Below are 16,324 nucleotides of genomic sequence, written 5' to 3' on the forward strand. Positions count from 1 at the left end.
ACCTGACCAGTCGCTGGGCCCACACTAGCGGGAAGGGCTCCGCCTCTAAGGCTGCGAATCCTGGGGCGGAGTCTTCCTCATCCAAGGCCATGGACGTTCGTCCAGTGCCGTTGGATATCTACCGTTGGGTGCAGACTACCGTTGGAGGGGCACTTAATGCACGACACGGTGCCGGATATTTTCGGCATCTGGTGTCGTCCTCCAGCACAAACAACAAGATCGCGGTACACGTACAGGTAAGCGTTACCCTGCTTGCCACACGCCTCGGGCACCTCGCCGACACGGCGTTGTAGCCACCTCCCAGGACGAGGAAAGGAGCAACCGTACCGCTTGGCGAAGCGTCAGGAAGTCTCCGGCAGGGCTTGATAGCTCGCTGGCCTGGGTCGTCTCCGGGGATACGGGACATGCAAGCTGCCTCGCCTGCTCGCCGTCCGGTATACGACCTGAGTCTCTGTCGCCTGTCCATCGATCACAACCTGCCACCGGCCACAGCGTGCGGGAGGCGCGTGCCATATCCGCCCCGTGAACGAGCGTTGGTCGTGCATCGGACGAGGTTCAGGCCAACGTCGGCTAACGCCTCCTCGTCAGCGTGGGGTCTGACTTCCAATCCGAGGTCCGGATTTGTAATCCCTTGGTGTCAGCGCTCGTCGGCGGACGTGGCCCACACGCCATGCCGAAGCCCAGCTCCACCGCTCCCGACGACCGGCCTCAGCCGTTACCGGTCGGGTTGCTCCTCCCCCGCACCCGCACACCGCGCACGCACCGCCCGGAAGTGCCGGACTGGCACGGACTATCCCCGAACCACCTCGCTTACCTCATCCGCCGCTACACCGACGCCGGGGATGTGGTTCTCGACCTCGGCATGCACCCCGCCGTCCTCGCCGCGACCACCTACCTGCACCGGGTACCAGCTCAGCTGCTCACCGACCCCCACGGTCTGCGCCTGCGGCTCCCACCTTCCGCACGCCCGAGCTCCGGCGTGCCTCACCAGCCCGACCGGGGTGTCGACCTGATCCTGGCCGCGTTACCACAAGCGATCGAGCGGCTTCCCCCCGACGACGTGAACACCGCAATGAGCACCTGGCGGGCACTGCTGCGCCCCGGCGGGTTCCTGATCGCAGGACTCACCACCACACCACCCCCACCCGGCGGGTTCAGCTACCGCGCGACGGTCATCGCCGCTGCCCGCACCGCCGGACTCTTCTACCACCAGCACATCCCCGCCGTCCTCGTCCCGCTCCCCGAGCACGAACCGCGCACCGCCCCGGAAGGCACCGAAGGCAACGACGGACGGCACCTGCTCGCTGGCCGGCACCTTCCGACGTTCCGGGACCTGCTCGTGTTCGGCACCACAGCCACCGGTGAGGAGAACGCCCATGCCTGAGCCTCGTCCGTCGGCGCGTACCCCCGGTCTGCACGACTCCACACCGCCGTACCCTGACGGGCCCGATCTGGCGGCCCTACTCGCCGAGGGCTACCTCGGCACGGTCTGGCTCACCGGTCAGCACCCGTCCCGCGACCTACGACGCGGCCGATACACCCCCGAGTCGTTGGCCCACCCCGGCAAGATGCTGCCCACCATCGCCCGGTACGCCATCCGCACCTACACCAACCCCGGCAACGTGGTCCTCGACCCCATGGCCGGCATCGGCACCACCGTCATCGAAGCCATGCACCTCGGCCGCCACGGCGTCGGCATGGAGTACGAAGCCGAATGGGTCGCCAAAGCAGCCGACAACATCCACCACGCCCTCCGAGCCGGCGCGCCAGGTCGGGGCGAGATCTACCACGGAGACTCCACCGCCCTACCGGCCCTGCTGCCGGCCAGCCTGCACGGACAGGTGTCCCTGGTGATCACCTCACCGCCCTACGGGCCGTCCACCCACGGCCACGTCCGCACGCCAGGCCCGAGACGCGGCCAGGTTCGCAAGATCAACCATCGGTACGGCGACAGCGACAACCTCGCCTACCGCACCCCCGGCCAACTCGCCGACGGGTTCACCGCGATCCTCGCCGGTTGCCGCCAACTCCTGCGGCCCGGCGGACACGTCATCGTCACCGCCCGCCCCTACCGCCGCCACGGCGAACTCATCGACATCCCCGGCATGGTCGCCGCCGCCGGCACCAACGCCGGCCTCGAACTCGTCGAGGAGTGCATCGCCCTCATCTGCGGCGTCCGCGACGGCCGGATCATCCCCCGCGCCTCGTTCTTCCAGCAGAAGAACATCCGCGACGCCATCGCCACCGGCGACCCGCAATGGCTCCTGCAACATGAGGACGTCGCCGTCTTCCGCCGCCCGACGAACTCCAGCGCACACGACACCGAGAGCCGGCCAGTCGGCACCACGGCGCACGCTGACCAGCTTGATGCCTCCACCCCACACCGCGTGGATCGACGTGCACAGGCGATGCCCCCCGGAAACGCCAATCCTGGCGGCAGCGCCATCGACCCCCGGTCCCGCCCGGACCGGGACGATGAAAGGACACCCGATCCGTGCCCGCCCCATCTGCACCCCACGCCAGGGGACGTACGACGCGCCCCCACCGACCGCCGGTGGTCCGACGATCCCCCCAGGCCACAACCGCAGCCCGGCTCACCCACCGCGACGGGCCCGCAGTGAACACCCCGGCCGCCGAGTGGCGACCCGACCCCCTCCTGACCATCGACGACGTCGCGGCCTGGCTGGGCAAGCCGAAAAACACCCTCTACGCCTGGCACAGCCGAGGCAAGGGACCACGCGCTATCCGCGTCGGCAACACCCTGCGCTACCGACGCAGCGAGGTCGAACGCTGGCTCGACGCCCACACCGACCCGGAGCGCTGACCCATGGCCCGACCTCCGCTACCCATCGGAACCTGGGGCAACATCCGCACCGAGAAGCTCGGCCCCAACCGGTACTGCGCCCGAACCCGCTACCGCGACCACGACGGCAAGACCCGCGACGTCGAGGCCACCGACACCACCGGCCCGGCCGCCATCCGAGCGCTGAAGATCAAGCTACGCGACCGAGTGGCCCCCAACGACGACGAGATCACCCGGGAAACGCACGTCAGCACGCTCGCTGCTCGGTGGCTGGAAGAGATCACCGCAGAGGAACGCGTCTCGCCGCAAAGCATCAGCAGGTACGAGATCAGCGTGCGGGTCTCCATCGTGCCCGCCCTGGGTGACCTACGGATCCGGGAGGCAAGCGCGGGCCGCATCGACAAGTTCCTGCGCAAGATCGCCGAGGATCGCCCCTCGGCCGCCAAGAGCGCGAAGGTGGTCCTCGGCCAGATGTTGGCCCTGGCCGTACGGCGCGGCGCGCTCACCACCAACCCCATCCGCGACACCAGCCGCCTACGCAAGCCACGCAAGACCGTCGTCGCCCTCGAACGGGAACAGCTCGACGACGTCCGCGCGGCGATCCGGAGATGGCAACAGCCGACCCCCGGCAAGTCAGGCCCTCGCCCGACCAGCGACCTGGCCGACATCGTTGACCTCATGCTCGCCACCGGCGCCCGCATCGGCGAGATCCTGGCGCTGCGGTGGGAAGACCTGGATCTCGCCGCCGAACACCCCGTCCTGACGATCTGCGGCACCATCATCTACGTCAAAGGCCAGGGCTTCTTCCGCCAGGAGTGGACGAAGACCGACGCGGGCTTCCGGTCAGTGGTCCTGCCCCGCTTCGCGGTCGGAATGCTGATGGCACGCAAGCTCGACGCCGCCGACAACCCCCACGACGCGATCTTCGCCTCCCGACGCGGCACCTGGCTCTCCCCGCCGAACGTCCGCCGGCAGTGGCGTGCAGCCCGCGCCGACACCGGCCTCGAATGGGTCACCCCGCACACCTTCCGCAAGACCGTCGCCACCCTTATCGACAGGGAGGCCAACACCGATAGCGCCGCCGCCCAGCTCGGGCACGGGAGCAACGAGATCACCAAGAAGCACTACATCGTCAAGGCCGCCCTCGCCCCGGACAGCTCCGCCATCCTCGAACAGCTCGGCGGAAGGCGAACGTCAGGCGATCCGGAGAAACCCCGCCCTGGCCCGCAACCGACCGCATAGCCGGGCAGCGGCCGGCAGCACCACCCGCCCCGTCGAATGTGATCGCCCCACGGCGTTACTGGGGGGTTTACGGGGGGCGGTTCAAAACTACATAGACAAACATCAAGGCCCTGCCCAGCTAAACGCTGGTCAGGGCCTTTTTGTGGTGCGCCGCCAGGGACTCGAACCCCGAACCCGCGGATTAAGAGTCCGCTGCTCTGCCAGTTGAGCTAGCGGCGCTCGTTGGCAACGGAGAGAACACTAGCACGGGCCATGAGCGGGGTTCCAATCCGATACCCGGCTCCACCCTTCGGGCGAGCTTATCGGGCAAAAGTGAACACATCCCCCCGACAACACACGTCCGGCATCGAGCTGGTGGCCGACATGGGGCACGATGTCCGCCAGGCACGCGAGAACAGAGGTGGGGATGGGCAGGTTCACGCGGGGCGGGGCGATGGCGGGCGCTCTTGTCCTGGCGGCGTCGCTGGCTCTGGCCGGTTGCGGCGGCGACCAGAAGAAGGAAGCCGAGTTCGTCGGCGGCACCGTGGCCACGCCGAGCGCCGGGGAGGCGACTCCGACGCAGTCCGGTGGCGCGTCGCCGTCCGCGCCGACGGCGGCCGACCTGACGGTCAGTCCGGCGAACGGGGCGAAGGGCAGGCCGGTCAGCACCGAGATCAGCGCTGACCTCCCGGACGGCGGAAAGATCTCCTCGGTCACCCTCACCACGGGTGACGGCAAGCAGGTCGGCGGGAAGATGCGTCTGGACGGCAGCTCCTGGGTGCCGTCGTCGGCCCTGAAGTACAACACCAGGTACAAGGCCACGGTGACCGGCACCGGCGCTGACGGCCAGCCCCGGCAGGGGGTGAGCACGTTCACCACGATGGCCAAGCCGAACTCGATGATCGGCTCCGGCCTGTACCTCTTCGACGACCGGACGTACGGCGTGGCCATGCCGGTGGTGGCCGAGTTCAGCCCGGGTATCCCGCAGAAGGACCGGGCGGCCGTCCAGAAGCGGATGTTCGTCAAGACCGATCCACCGCAGCCGGGGGCCTGGCACTGGGTCTCCAACGGCACGCAGGCGTACTACCGGGCACCGGAGTACTGGCAGCCGGGGACGACGTTGAGCGTCCGGATCGCGCTGGCCGGGATTCCGTTGAGCAACGGCCGGTACGGCAACGTGGACCGGTCGGCCACCGCCAAGATCGGGCGGGCCTTCGAGATGAAGGTGGACAACGCCACCAAGCAGATGGAGGTCTTCCAGGGCGGCCAGCTGATCAAGACGCTGCCGGTCAGCCTGGGCAAGAAGAGCACCCCGTCGTCCAGCGGCACCATGGTGGTGATGGAGAAGAAGGAGAAGACCGTCTTCGACACCATGGACGAACCGGACCCGGCCAACCAGTACCGCACCGAGATCGACTTCGCTCAGCGGCTGACCTGGGGCGGCGAGTACATCCATGCGGCACCGTGGTCCGAGGGGGTGCAGGGTCGGCGGAACGTCTCGCACGGCTGCGTCAACGTGTCGATGGCGATGGGCAAGTGGCTCTTCTCCCAGACGAAGGTGGGTGACCCGATCACGGTCAAGGGCACCCCGCGCAAGCTCGTACAGGGCAACGGGTGGACGGCCTGGAGCCTGACCTGGGCGGAATTCGTCAAGGGCAGCGCGGTGCCGGTGCCGCAGGGCGGTTCGGGTCCGCTGGTCTGACCGCCGTTCCGGGTCGGCGCAGGTCGCCGACCCGGAGCGGTACGGGCCGGTGACCGATGGTCATCGCACCCCGCCCGGCGGCGTGTTTCAGTTCACCCTTCGCAACCGACGGGCGCGCCGCCGCGTCTGTGAGGGACGATGGGACATCGGGGACCACGACTGTGAGGGAATCATGCGAGTTGTCCAGGACCACCTGACCGGGCGCACCGGTCGTCGCCGGGTGCTCGCGGCGGGGGTCCTCGCCGCGGCGCTGGCCCTCACCTCTGCCTGCACCGGTTCGGGCGGCGACAAGCCGTCGAGCTGGCAGGGCGGCGGCGAGGAGGCCGCGCCGAAGGCCAGCGCGACGATCACCGAGCCGAAGGCCGACGCCACCGACGTCCCGGCCTCCACCGGCATCGTCTTCACCGCGAAGGACGCGAAGGACACCACCGTCGCGCTCACCGACGCCGCCGGCAAGGCCGTCGAGGGCAAGCTCGCCGCGGACGGCGCGAGCTGGCTGCCCGACGGCACGCTGGAGTACGGGGAGAAGTACACCGCCACCGTCACGGCGACCGGTGAGGACGGCAAGCCGGCCACGGCCACCAGTGCCTTCACGGTGATGGCCAAGCCGGACAAGCAGGTACGGGTGACCAGCTTCCTCGGCGACAACCAGGTGGTCGGCGTGGGCATGCCGCTGATCGTGAAGTTCGGTCGGGCCGTCCCGGAGGACTACCGCGACGACGTGCAGCGCCGGATGACGGTCACCAGCACTCCGGCCCAGGCGGGCGTCTGGCACTGGGTCAGCCCCACCGAGGTCCGCTACCGGCCCAAGGAGTTCTGGCAGTCGGGCACCACGATCTCGTACCGGGTGCGGGCGGGTGGGCTGCCGATGGGCGGCGGCTGGTACGGCCGCTCCGACCTGACCGTGGACGTCAAGGTCGGCCCCTCGGTGGTGATGCAGGTCGACAACAAGACCAAGCGGATGACCGTGACCAGGGACGGCAAGGTCGTCAAGACCATCCCGGTCAGCCTGGGCAAGAAGAGCACCCCCTCGTCCAGCGGCACGATGGTGGTGATCGAGAAGCTGCGCAAGACGGTCTTCGACACCATGGAGGAGCTGGGCCCCGAGGAGGGCTACCGCACCAAGATCGACTATGCCCAGCGGCTCACCTGGGGTGGCGAGTTCATCCACGCCGCCCCCTGGTCGGAGGGGCAGCAGGGCACCACGAACGTGTCGCACGGCTGCGTCAACGTGTCGATGAAGGACGGTGCCTGGCTGTTCGCCAACACCAAGATCGGTGACCCGATCACCGTCAAGGGCACCGAGCGCAAGCTCCAGAACGGCAACGGCTGGACCGACTGGAACATGAGCTGGGACCAGTACGTCAAGGGCAGCGCCCTGCCGTACGAGCCGGACGCCGGGCAGCCGGACGCCGGGAACACGCCGACGCCGAGCACCGAGCCGACGCCCTGACCCCTGCGGCACACCGTACGGGCCGGCCCCCGCCTGAAGGTGGGGGCCGGCCCGTCTTCGACGGCACCCCGACCCCCGGGCGGCTCAGGCCCGGAAACGATTCGGACCCGGAAACGACTCAGGCCCCCTCGGATGAGGGGGCCTGAGGTGGAGAACATCCACTAACCGGGTGACTGATGGGAATTGAACCCACGACAACCGGGACCACAACCCGGTGCTCTGCCAACTGAGCTACAGCCACCATGCCGTCCGCACCGGTTTCCCGGGCGGGTGCGGACTAATAATAGCCACACCCGGGCGGGGCCCGTCCAGCGGGTTGCGCCCTTCGGCGGGCACCGGCCTAGAGCTGCGCCGCGATCGACTTCGCCGTCTCGACGTCCGGGCCGGGCAGCGGCACGAACAGGGTGCGCCGGTAGTACTCCAGCTCGCGGATGCTCTCCCGGATGTCGGCCAGGGCCCGGTGCGCCAGCCCCTTGCGCGGCTGGCCGAAGTACACCCGGGGGTACCAGCGCCGGCACAGCTCCTTGATCGACGACACGTCGATCATGCGGTAGTGCAGGTGGGCGTCGAGCCGGGTCATGTCCCGGGCGATGAAGCCCCGGTCGGTGGCGATCGAGTTGCCGCACAGCGGCGCGGTACGCGGGTCCTTCACGTGGCTGGTGACGTACTCCAGGACCATGTCCTCGGCCTCGGCGAGGGTGACCGTGGAACGGCGCACCTCCTCGGTGAGCCCGGACTTGGCGTGCATGGTGCGGACGATCTCCGGCATCGCCTCCAGGGCCGCCTCGTCGGCGTGGATGACCACGTCCACGCCCTCCCCCAGCACGTTGAGGTCGGGGTCGGTGACCAGTGCGGCCACCTCGATCAGCTTGTCGCTGCCGAGGTCGAGCCCGGTCATCTCACAGTCGATCCAGACGAGAAGGTCAGCCACCGCAACAGACTACGCGCAGCCCAGGTACCCGCGCCTCGGCACTGTCGCGGGGTGGGACCGCTAGGGTTTCCCCGTGCCCGCCGAATCCGTCGCGTCCCCCGTCACCACCCCGGAGGACCAGCGAAGTCGTACGGCCCGCCGGGTCGTCACGGTGCTGGCGCTGGCGGCCGTGCTGCCGGCGCTCTACCTGCCGGGCCTGGTGCACGACTTCTTCGACCTGAAGATCTACATGCGGGCGATGGACTGGTGGGCGTCCGGGCACCCGCTCTACGACTACGTGCAGCCCGACCGGGTGCAGGGTGAGTTGTATTTCACGTACCCGCCGTTCAGCGCCCTGTTGCTGCGGCCGTTCGGGGTGCTGCCGCTGGGCCTGACCATCGTCATCTTCACGGCGCTGACCTGCGTCGCCGTCGTGGTCACCACCCGCTGGCTGGTGCTGCCGGTGATCGAGCGGCACGGCCTGCACCGGACGTACGCGCTCACCGTGGCGGTGCTGCTGGTCTTCGCGGTGGAGAGCACCCGGGAGACGATCACCTTCGGTCAGATCAACATGCTGCTGGTGGTGCTGATCCTGGCCGACCTGCTCTTCGCCGTACCGCAGGCACGGCGCTGGGCCGGGGTGGGCGTCGGGCTGGCCACGGCGCTCAAGCTCTTCCCGGGCATCTTCATCGTCTACCTGCTGGTGACCCGGCGGTGGCGGGCGGCGGTGGTGGCGAGTGTCACGGCGGCGGCGGCGACGCTGCTGGCCGCCGCTGTGGCCCCCCGTGACTCGTGGCGGTTCTGGACCCACGAGTTGTGGGCCACCGACCGGGTGGGGCGCACCGACTACACCGGCAACCAGTCGCTGTTCGGCCTGCTCAGCCGGATCGACGCACCGCAGGAGCCGAACCGGCTGCTCTGGCTGGTGCTGGTCGTGGCGATCCTCGGGTACGGGTTGTGGCGGGCGGCCCGCGCCGCCGGGGCCGGTGACTGGCTGACCGGCCTCACCCTCACCGGGCTGGTGGGCGGTCTGGTCAGCCCGATCACCTGGACCCACCACATCTACTGGTTCATTCCGGCGGTGGTGGTGCTGGTGGACGCCGCGCTCGACGCCGACCCGCAGACCCCGGCGGGGGCGCGCCGTCGGCGGCGGCTGCTCACCCTCGCCACCGGCACCGGCCTGGTGATCGTCTACGGGGTGGTCTCGTTCTACGACTGGGGGGTGGCCCCGGCCCGTACGGACAACCCGTGGGAGTTCCTGCTGCGCAACGAGTACGTACTGCTGGCGCTGCTGCTGCTCGTGCTGCTGCCGGTCCGCCGGGAGCGCAGGCGGGAGCGGGAGCCCGTGCCGACCGCCGGCCGGCAGCACCAATAGGACAGATATTCCCTTATTCGACCTTTGGCGCTAATCTGGGGTCAGTCGGTCACGACCCACAGCCCACCGATCCCCCGGTGAGACGGCCCTCCGCGTCGGCAGCGCGGAGGGCCGTCACCGCGTCCGGGCCCGTCCGGCACCGGGTCGGGGGCGGCGACGCGACCGGCCCGCCGGACAGGTCCGACGGGCCGGTGCGGGTGGTACGGGTCACGACTTCGGCGTCGGCTCCCGCCGGGTCCGGGCGAAGGCCAGCCCGCCGAGGGCCAGCCCACCGAGCCCGGCCAGCAGGCCGGCGACGCCCAGCACGACCGCCGTCGAACCGGCGTCGTCGTCATCGTCGTCGTCCTTCGCGGCCGGCGCGCCCGCCGCCGGGGCCGCCGAGGGGGACGCGGCAGCCGCCGTCAGGGTCAGCACCGGCGCCGGGTTCTCCGGCTCCTCCGCACCCGGCGTGGGCTCCTCGATCCAGCGCGACACGTTGCCGTCGGAGTAGGTCTGGAGCGTCTTAAAGACCATCTTGTCCACCTGCGGCAGCGGACCGAGCGAGATCGGGAACTCCTGGAACTCGCCCGGCTTGACGCCCCCACCGGCGGCGGCCGTCCAGGTGAGCTTCGACACCGCCTCGGTGAGCTGGCTGCCGTGCACCTCGATCGGCGGGTCCACCTTGCGCTTCTCCACCGCGACCGTCCACCCCGGCACCGGCATCGTGGAGACCGAGCCGACCGGGGCGTTCTCCGGCAGGTTCACCTCGATCTTGACGGTGGAGGCGGTGTCGCTCTCGTTGGGCACCCGGACGGCGAACCGGCCGTAGCTGCCCTGGGTCGCCTCCTTCGGGTTGACCGTGACGTGCGCCGCGGCCGGCCCGGCGAGGCCGAGCACCGTGGCGGTGACGGCGGCGAGGGTGAGCGCGGCGGCGGATGCGGAGCGCCGGAGACGGATCATCGGGGACGGGCCCTTCTTTACTTGATCGGCACGGTGGCGGTCACCGTGGCCTGGTCGATGTCGGACGTACGGACTGTGAAACGCAGTTGCCACTCACCCGCCGACGGGAAGCTGAACTCCCCGGTCGCGTGGTTGTCGGTGAGCTTGAGCAGCGGGATGTCGATCGCCTCGATCCCGGCCGAGGGCAGCGCGGCGGTGGCCTTCCACTCCACCACCGGCTGCGGCCGGTTGTCCGGCGTGTAGGCGTACAGGTGCATCGAGTTGTTGCCCCGTTCGGCCGGGTCCAGCTCCACCTGCAGCGAGTAGATCGGGCTGGTCAGCGTGGTCGAGTAGTAGCCGGCGTCGGCACCGGAACCGCCGTCGACGGCGGTCCGGGCCGGCGGGGTCTGCACCAGGGTCGCCGTCACCCCCAGGATCACCGCGGTGATCGCCAGCTCCACCCAGACCGCGCGTCGCACCGGCACCGGCCGGGCCGCCGCGGTCCGCCGCCGCACCAACTGCCGGGAGTACGCGGCCACGGCCACCACCAGCGCGAACAGCCCGATCTTGGCGAGCAGCAGCCGGCCGTACGTGGTGCCGGTGAGCGCCTCGACGCTGGCCACCTCGATCAGCCCCTGCACCACACCGGCCAGCAGCAGCGCCGCCACCGCCAGCGCCGCCCAGCGGGACCAGATCGGCAGGATCGCCCCCAGCTCCCGCTCGTCGGCCCGGCGCAGCAGGAACCCGGCCAGCATCACCAGGCCGCCCAGCCAGACCGCCATGCTGCCCAGGTGCACCGCGTCGACGAGCACCGACACCGCCGGGGCCGGGGACGCCGCCGGGTGCCCGGCCAGCGGCCAGGTGAACAGCCCGGCCACCCCGAGCCCGGTCAGGATGATCCCGTCGGTACGCCCCACCGGCCCCCGGGTCAGCGGCCGGAGCAGGAACACCGCCGCCACGAGCAGGCCCAGCCGGATCAGGTGGGCGGTGCCGTACCCGCTGCCCAACACCTCGGACAGGCCCTCCCCGGTGACGTCGAACAACCCCCCGCCGGCGGTGTACGGCACCTGCAACCACACCTCGGCCACCGTCGCGACGGCCAGCAGCCCCACGCCGGACCAGAGCAGCCGGGCCGGGCCCCGCCGGGACAGCCGCAGCGGCCAGAGCGCGGCCAGCACCAGCGCCGGACCCACCACCAGCAGCAGGCCCGCGTACCCCAGGTACTTGGTCACCTTCACGCCCGCGCCGACCACCGGGTCGGCCCGGCTGTCCGAGCCGGAGTCGGTCGGCGGCGTCGACGGCGCCCCCACCGAGTAGGTGAACGCCCCGGACACCGGGTGGCTGTCGGCGGAGATCACCCGGTAGCTGACCAGGTAGGTGCCCTGCGGCCCGGCCGGGTCCACCCCGATCGTCACCACCGACCCCTCGAAGCGGGGCTCACCCCGGTCGGCGCGGGAGCCGTCCGGGGCGATGACGCGTACCTTGTCGGGCACCTTGCGGACCGACTCGCTGAACGTCAGCACCACCTCTGACGGGGCGCTCGGCACCACGGACGAGGCCACCGGGCTGCTGCTGGAGAGCACGGCGTGGGCGCTCGCCGGCCCGGCCGGGGCGAGCAGCAGGGCGACGAGGGTGACCAGCAGGCCGGCGGCGGCCCCCAGCCGGGCCAGCCGGCGACGATCGACTGCGTTCATCCCGCCATGCTCGCTGACCGCAGGCCGGTACGCCCACCCGGCCACCCCGTGACGGCAGGGGGCGGCCACGGCGGCCGGGGCGCCTGCCGCAGGTGGTGGGGCGTCATGAGCAGATAGTCGTACGGCAGCGGGGAAAAGTTCCCGGAGTGAGCGGGACCATGGAAAGGGCCGAACGACCCTGCCCGCCCGCGCCACGCCGCGTAGCCTGGCTTGTCGTGATCCCCGCTCACCGCGACCCCTCCGCCACCGGCCGTAGCGGCCCGCCGCCCGGCCCCGACCGGCCCCCGGTGCCCCGGCCGGCGACCCGGCGACCGGTCACCCCGGGGAACCCACGGGCCGGGCGGGACGACCAATGAGGGTGACCACCACACGCAGCCCGGCCGGCCGCTGGCCGCTCGTCCGTCCCTGGCTCGGCGTCGCCGCCCGGCTCGGCCTGGCCGCCGTCTGGCTGTACGCCGGCGGGACGAAGGTGGGTGACCTCGCCGCCTCCGGCCGGGCCGTCAACGCGTACCAGGTGATGCCCTACGAGGTGGCGACGGCGATCGGGGCCGCGCTGCCGTTCGTGGAACTGGCGTTGGGCCTGCTCCTGCTCGCCGGGCTGGCGACCCGGCTGAGCGCCGGGATCTCCGCCGCGCTGCTGGTGGTCTTCGTCGCCGGCATCGCCTCGGCCTGGGCCCGTGGCCTGGCCATCGACTGCGGGTGCTTCGGCAGCGGCGGGCAGCTCGCCGCCGGCCAGTCCCCGAGCTACCTCCCGGAGATCCTCCGGGACCTGGGATTCCTGGCCCTGGCCGGATTCCTGCTGATCTGGCCCCGCACCCCGTTCTCGGTGGACGGCTGGCTCGCGGGCGACCCATCCGTGGAGGACGACGATGAGTAGTCGTAAGGGACGCAACGAGGCCGCGCGGGTCGTCCGCGAACAGCTCGCCCGGGAGAAGCGCCGCAAGCGGACCCTCTGGACCTCCGTCGGGGCGGTGGTGGTGCTGGTGATCGCCGGCCTGATCGGGTGGAGTGTCTACTCCAGCCAGAAGTCGGACACCTTCACCGCACCGCCCGGGGCGAACGACGCCGGCACCGGTGTCGTGCTCGGCACCGGGCCGGTCACCATCGACCTCTACGAGGACTACCTCTGCCCGGCCTGCAAGCAGTTCCAGCAGACCAGCGGGGAGACCATCAACCAGCTGGTCAGCTCCGGCAAGGCCAGGGTGGTCTTCCATCCGGTCGCCTACCTCAACCGGTTCTCCACCACCGAATACTCCACCCGGTCCTCGGCCGCGTCCGGCTGCGCCGCGAAGGGCGGCAAGTTCAAGGAGTTCACCGACGCGCTGTTCGCCCAGCAGCCGCCGGAGGGCAGCGCCGGGCTGAGCAACGACCAGTTGATCGACATCGGCGCGGGCGTCGGGCTGAACAAGGACGACTTCGGCTCCTGCGTCAAGGACGGGACGTACACGGCGTGGACCGAACACGTCACCGACGATGCCAGCAAGGCCGGGGTCACCGGCACCCCGACCATCATGGTGAACGGCGCCGCCGTGTCCGACCGCAGCCCGGCCGGCATCACCGCGGCCGTGGAGGCGGCCGGCAAGTGACCCCGGCACCCCTGCGACGGGCCGTCCTGCTGGTCACCGCCGTACTGCTCGGCCTGCTCGGCTGCGCCGCACCGGCGTACGCGCACGGGGCGGACGCCCCCGACGGCACCGACTACCGCACCACGGTGACCGGGATCACCCCCGCCCGGGCGGGGGTGATCGTCCGGGCCGTCGAGGCGGGCGCCCGGCTGGAACTGGTCAACCACACCGGCCGGGACGTCGAGGTGATCGGCTACTCCGGGGAGCCGTACCTGCGGGTCGGGCCGGGCGGGGTGTACGAGAACGTCCGCTCCCCCGCCACGTACCTCAACCGCACCCTCGCCGGGGACACCGCGCTGCCCGCCACCGCCGACCCGGCCGCCGCCCCGCAGTGGCGTCGGATCGGCGACGACAGGCGGGTCCGCTGGCACGACCAGCGGGCCCTGTGGCGGGAATCCGGGGTGCCCGCCCCGGTGGCCGCCGACCCGGGCCGGGAACACCGGGTCCGGGAGTGGACCGTCGCGCTGCGCATCGGCGACGAGCCGGCGGAGCTGCGCGGCACCCTCGACTGGGTGCCGCCGCCGGACCCGTACCCCTGGTGGGTGGCCGTCACCCTCGGCGCGCTGCTGGTCGGCGCGGCGGGACTGCTGCCGGCCGGCACCGACGCGGGCAGCCGGGCGCTGCGCGGCGTCGGCGGGGTGCTCGCCCTCGGTGGGGCCGCCGCCGTCGCCCTCGTGCTCGGCCGCGAACTGGACGCCGGGGCGCAGGGCGTCGGCGGGGTGCTGCTCGGGCTGGCCGCCGGGCAGCTCTGGCCGCTGCTGACCGGGCTGGGTGCGGTGGCCGCCGGGGGGTGGGCGGTGGCCCGCCGGCCCGCCGCCGACTTCGTGCTCGCGCTGGCCGGGGCGTGCCTGGCCCTCTTCGTCGGCGTCGCCAACCTGACCGTGCTGTCCCGCGCCGTCGCCCCGGTGCCCTGGTCGGGCGGCGTCGCACGGGTGCTGCTGACCGGGGTGCTGGTCGCCGGGGTGGGGGCGGTCGCCGCCGGCCTGCTCCGGCTGCACGCCGCCGCCCGCGCCGCCGCGCCCCGGCCCGCCGCCGCGCCGGCCCGGACCTGACCCGTCTGCGGTCACGGCCCGGCGCAGGGTGCCCGGTCGTCAGCCGATCGGTCGGGGGTGGAAGCCGTAGGGCAGTTCGAGGCGGTGGCGGGAGAGCAGGTCGGCGTCGGCGAGCAGGTCGACGGTGGGGGCGTCGGCGACGATCCGGCCGGCGTCCAGGATGACCGCCCGCTCGCACAGCTCCGCCGCGTAGGGCAGGTCGTGGGTGACCATCAGCAGGGTCACCGGCAGGGCGCGCAGGATCCCGGCCAGCTCCCGGCGGGCCGCCGGGTCCAGGTTGGACGACGGCTCGTCGAGGACCAGGATCTCCGGGCGCATCGCCAGCACGGTGGCCACCGCCACCCGACGCCGCTGCCCGAACGACAGGTGGTGCGGGGCGCGGTCCCGGTGCTCGGCCATCCCCACCGCGGTCAACGCCTCGTCCACCCGGGCGGCCAGCTCGGCACCCCGCAACCCCAGGTTGGCCGGGCCGAACGCCACGTCCTCGGCGACCGTGGGCAGGAAGAGCTGGTCGTCCGGGTCCTGGAAGACGACACCCACCCGACGGCGGATCTCGGCCAGGGTGTCCCGGTCCCGGGACACCGTCAGCCCGCCCACGCTCACCGATCCTCCGGTCGGGGTGAGGATGCCGTTGAGGTGCAGCACCAGCGTGGTCTTGCCCGCGCCGTTCGGGCCGAGCAGGGCCACCCGCCCGCCGCGCGGCACGGCCAGGTCCACCCCGGCCAGGGCGACGTGACCGTCCGGGTACGCGTAGCGGAGGCCGCGGACGTCCAGGGAGACAGCGTTGGGCACGTCACCGATCATGTCAGGACGACGGCGGTGGCGGCGATCGCCACCGCCGCCAGCGGCACGGTCGCCGCCGCCACCCACTGCCCGGCGGTCGCCGCGCCGGCCCCCTGCCAGACCGCCGGCATCCGCCCGGTGTACCCCCGGGAGAGCATCGCGAGGTAGACCCGCTCACCGCGTTCGAAGGCCCGCAGGAACAGCGCGCCCACCCCGGCGGCGAAGCCCCGCAACTGCCACAGGAAACGCGGGTCGTCACCCCGGGAGATCCGGGCCACCCGCATCCGGCGGGCCTCACCGACCAGCACGTCGAGGTAGCGCAGCATGAACGTGGCGATTTGGGTGACGATCTGCGGGCAGCGCAGCCGGTCCAGGCCGACGATCAGGTCCCGGGTGGTGGTCGTGGCGGCCAGCAGCAGCGACGCGAGCACCCCCAGGGTGCCCTTGGCGACGATGTTCCATGCCCCGTGCAGGCCGTCCACCGACAGGCTCAACCCGACGATGTCGGTGCGCGGACCCGCCCCGAGGAACGGCAGGGCGACCGCGAACAGCACGAACGGCACCTCGATCGTGGCGCGCAGCAGCAGCCAACGCGGGCCGACCCGGGCCAGCACGGCGACGGCGGCGACCAGCAGGGCGTACCCGCCGAAGGCCCAGAACGCCTCGCGCGGGGTGGCCACCACCGCCACGGTGAACAGCACCATCGCGGCGATCTTCACCTCGGGTGCCAGCCGGTGCACCCGGGAGGGGGTGTCCCGGTAGAGCACGTGCGCGTGTCCGGCACCCAC

15 protein-coding genes and 2 tRNA genes are annotated in these 16,324 nt (G+C 71.6%); 10 read left to right on the forward strand and 7 right to left on the reverse strand.

Features of this window, described 5'->3' with window-relative positions; translation table 11 throughout:
* Nucleotides 1–670 precede the first annotated feature (670 nt).
* The 4 genes from JQX11_RS23775 to JQX11_RS23790 are packed head-to-tail and all read left to right on the forward strand — an operon-like array spanning nt 671 to nt 4,045.
* Nucleotides 671–1,384: a hypothetical protein gene (locus JQX11_RS23775; protein ID WP_204927183.1), complete on the forward strand. Its 714-nt coding sequence runs from the start codon at nt 671–673 to the stop codon at nt 1,382–1,384.
* Nucleotides 1,377–2,621, forward strand: coding sequence for a TRM11 family SAM-dependent methyltransferase (locus JQX11_RS23780; RefSeq protein ID WP_204927184.1), 1,245 nt, complete (start codon nt 1,377–1,379; stop codon nt 2,619–2,621). The genes JQX11_RS23775 and JQX11_RS23780 overlap by 8 nt, the downstream gene beginning before the upstream one ends.
* The gene (locus JQX11_RS23785) at nt 2,618–2,824 is read left to right on the forward strand and encodes a helix-turn-helix transcriptional regulator (RefSeq protein ID WP_204927185.1); all 207 of its coding nucleotides are present in this window, start codon (nt 2,618–2,620) and stop codon (nt 2,822–2,824) included. Before JQX11_RS23780 ends, JQX11_RS23785 begins: the two co-directional genes overlap by 4 nt.
* Before the next feature lie 3 nt (nt 2,825–2,827).
* Nucleotides 2,828–4,045 (forward strand): tyrosine-type recombinase/integrase, encoded by a 1,218-nt coding sequence (locus JQX11_RS23790; protein WP_204927186.1) that lies wholly within the window; start codon nt 2,828–2,830, stop codon nt 4,043–4,045.
* A gap of 143 nt (nt 4,046–4,188) precedes the next feature.
* Here JQX11_RS23790 and JQX11_RS23795 read toward each other — a convergent pair.
* Nucleotides 4,189–4,264: transfer RNA gene (locus tag JQX11_RS23795), tRNA-Lys, on the reverse strand.
* A gap of 187 nt (nt 4,265–4,451) precedes the next feature.
* Here JQX11_RS23795 and JQX11_RS23800 point away from each other — a divergent pair.
* A complete protein-coding gene (locus JQX11_RS23800; RefSeq protein WP_204927187.1) occupies nt 4,452–5,726 on the forward strand; it encodes a L,D-transpeptidase in 1,275 nt (424 codons plus the stop codon).
* A gap of 172 nt (nt 5,727–5,898) precedes the next feature.
* Nucleotides 5,899–7,179 (forward strand): L,D-transpeptidase, encoded by a 1,281-nt coding sequence (locus tag JQX11_RS23805; RefSeq protein WP_204927188.1) that lies wholly within the window; start codon nt 5,899–5,901, stop codon nt 7,177–7,179.
* A gap of 168 nt (nt 7,180–7,347) precedes the next feature.
* Here JQX11_RS23805 and JQX11_RS23810 read toward each other — a convergent pair.
* Together JQX11_RS23810 and orn are read right to left on the reverse strand one after the other, a co-directional pair.
* Nucleotides 7,348–7,420, reverse strand: a tRNA-His gene (locus JQX11_RS23810).
* Nucleotides 7,421–7,519: 99 nt separating this feature from the next.
* Nucleotides 7,520–8,110, reverse strand: a complete 591-nt coding sequence (orn, locus tag JQX11_RS23815) for an oligoribonuclease (protein ID WP_204927189.1) — start codon at nt 8,108–8,110, stop codon at nt 7,520–7,522.
* 73 nt (nt 8,111–8,183) lie between these two features.
* Here orn and JQX11_RS23820 point away from each other — a divergent pair, with 73 nt between their 5' ends.
* The gene (locus tag JQX11_RS23820) at nt 8,184–9,464 is read left to right on the forward strand and encodes a glycosyltransferase family 87 protein (protein ID WP_204927190.1); all 1,281 of its coding nucleotides are present in this window, start codon (nt 8,184–8,186) and stop codon (nt 9,462–9,464) included.
* A 207-nt stretch (nt 9,465–9,671) separates the two neighbouring features.
* On the opposite strand, the gene JQX11_RS23825 is transcribed toward JQX11_RS23820, so the two are convergent.
* Both JQX11_RS23825 and JQX11_RS23830 read right to left on the reverse strand, forming a co-directional pair.
* Nucleotides 9,672–10,403, reverse strand: a complete 732-nt coding sequence (locus JQX11_RS23825; protein ID WP_204927191.1) for a YcnI family copper-binding membrane protein — start codon at nt 10,401–10,403, stop codon at nt 9,672–9,674.
* A gap of 17 nt (nt 10,404–10,420) precedes the next feature.
* Nucleotides 10,421–12,076: a copper resistance CopC/CopD family protein gene (locus tag JQX11_RS23830; RefSeq protein ID WP_204927192.1), complete on the reverse strand. Its 1,656-nt coding sequence runs from the start codon at nt 12,074–12,076 to the stop codon at nt 10,421–10,423.
* A 352-nt stretch (nt 12,077–12,428) separates the two neighbouring features.
* Here JQX11_RS23830 and JQX11_RS23835 point away from each other — a divergent pair, with 352 nt between their 5' ends.
* The 3 genes from JQX11_RS23835 to JQX11_RS23845 are packed head-to-tail and all read left to right on the forward strand — an operon-like array spanning nt 12,429 to nt 14,753.
* The gene (locus tag JQX11_RS23835) at nt 12,429–12,953 is read left to right on the forward strand and encodes a MauE/DoxX family redox-associated membrane protein (RefSeq protein WP_204927193.1); all 525 of its coding nucleotides are present in this window, start codon (nt 12,429–12,431) and stop codon (nt 12,951–12,953) included.
* Nucleotides 12,946–13,662, forward strand: a complete 717-nt coding sequence (locus tag JQX11_RS23840) for a thioredoxin domain-containing protein (protein ID WP_204927194.1) — start codon at nt 12,946–12,948, stop codon at nt 13,660–13,662. The genes JQX11_RS23835 and JQX11_RS23840 overlap by 8 nt, the downstream gene beginning before the upstream one ends.
* Nucleotides 13,659–14,753, forward strand: a complete 1,095-nt coding sequence (locus tag JQX11_RS23845) for a hypothetical protein (RefSeq protein WP_204927195.1) — start codon at nt 13,659–13,661, stop codon at nt 14,751–14,753. Before JQX11_RS23840 ends, JQX11_RS23845 begins: the two co-directional genes overlap by 4 nt.
* A 39-nt stretch (nt 14,754–14,792) precedes the next feature.
* Here the strand turns inward: JQX11_RS23845 and JQX11_RS23850 are convergent, their stop codons facing one another.
* Together JQX11_RS23850 and cbiQ are read right to left on the reverse strand one after the other, a co-directional pair.
* The gene (locus JQX11_RS23850) at nt 14,793–15,557 is read right to left on the reverse strand and encodes an energy-coupling factor ABC transporter ATP-binding protein (RefSeq protein WP_204927196.1); all 765 of its coding nucleotides are present in this window, start codon (nt 15,555–15,557) and stop codon (nt 14,793–14,795) included.
* Nucleotides 15,554–16,324, reverse strand: a complete 771-nt coding sequence (cbiQ, locus tag JQX11_RS23855; protein ID WP_204927197.1) for a cobalt ECF transporter T component CbiQ — start codon at nt 16,322–16,324, stop codon at nt 15,554–15,556. The genes JQX11_RS23850 and cbiQ overlap by 4 nt, the downstream gene beginning before the upstream one ends.

It is taken from the genome of Micromonospora humida (genome assembly GCF_016901255.1).
Lineage (GTDB): Bacteria > Actinomycetota > Actinomycetes > Mycobacteriales > Micromonosporaceae > Micromonospora > Micromonospora wenchangensis.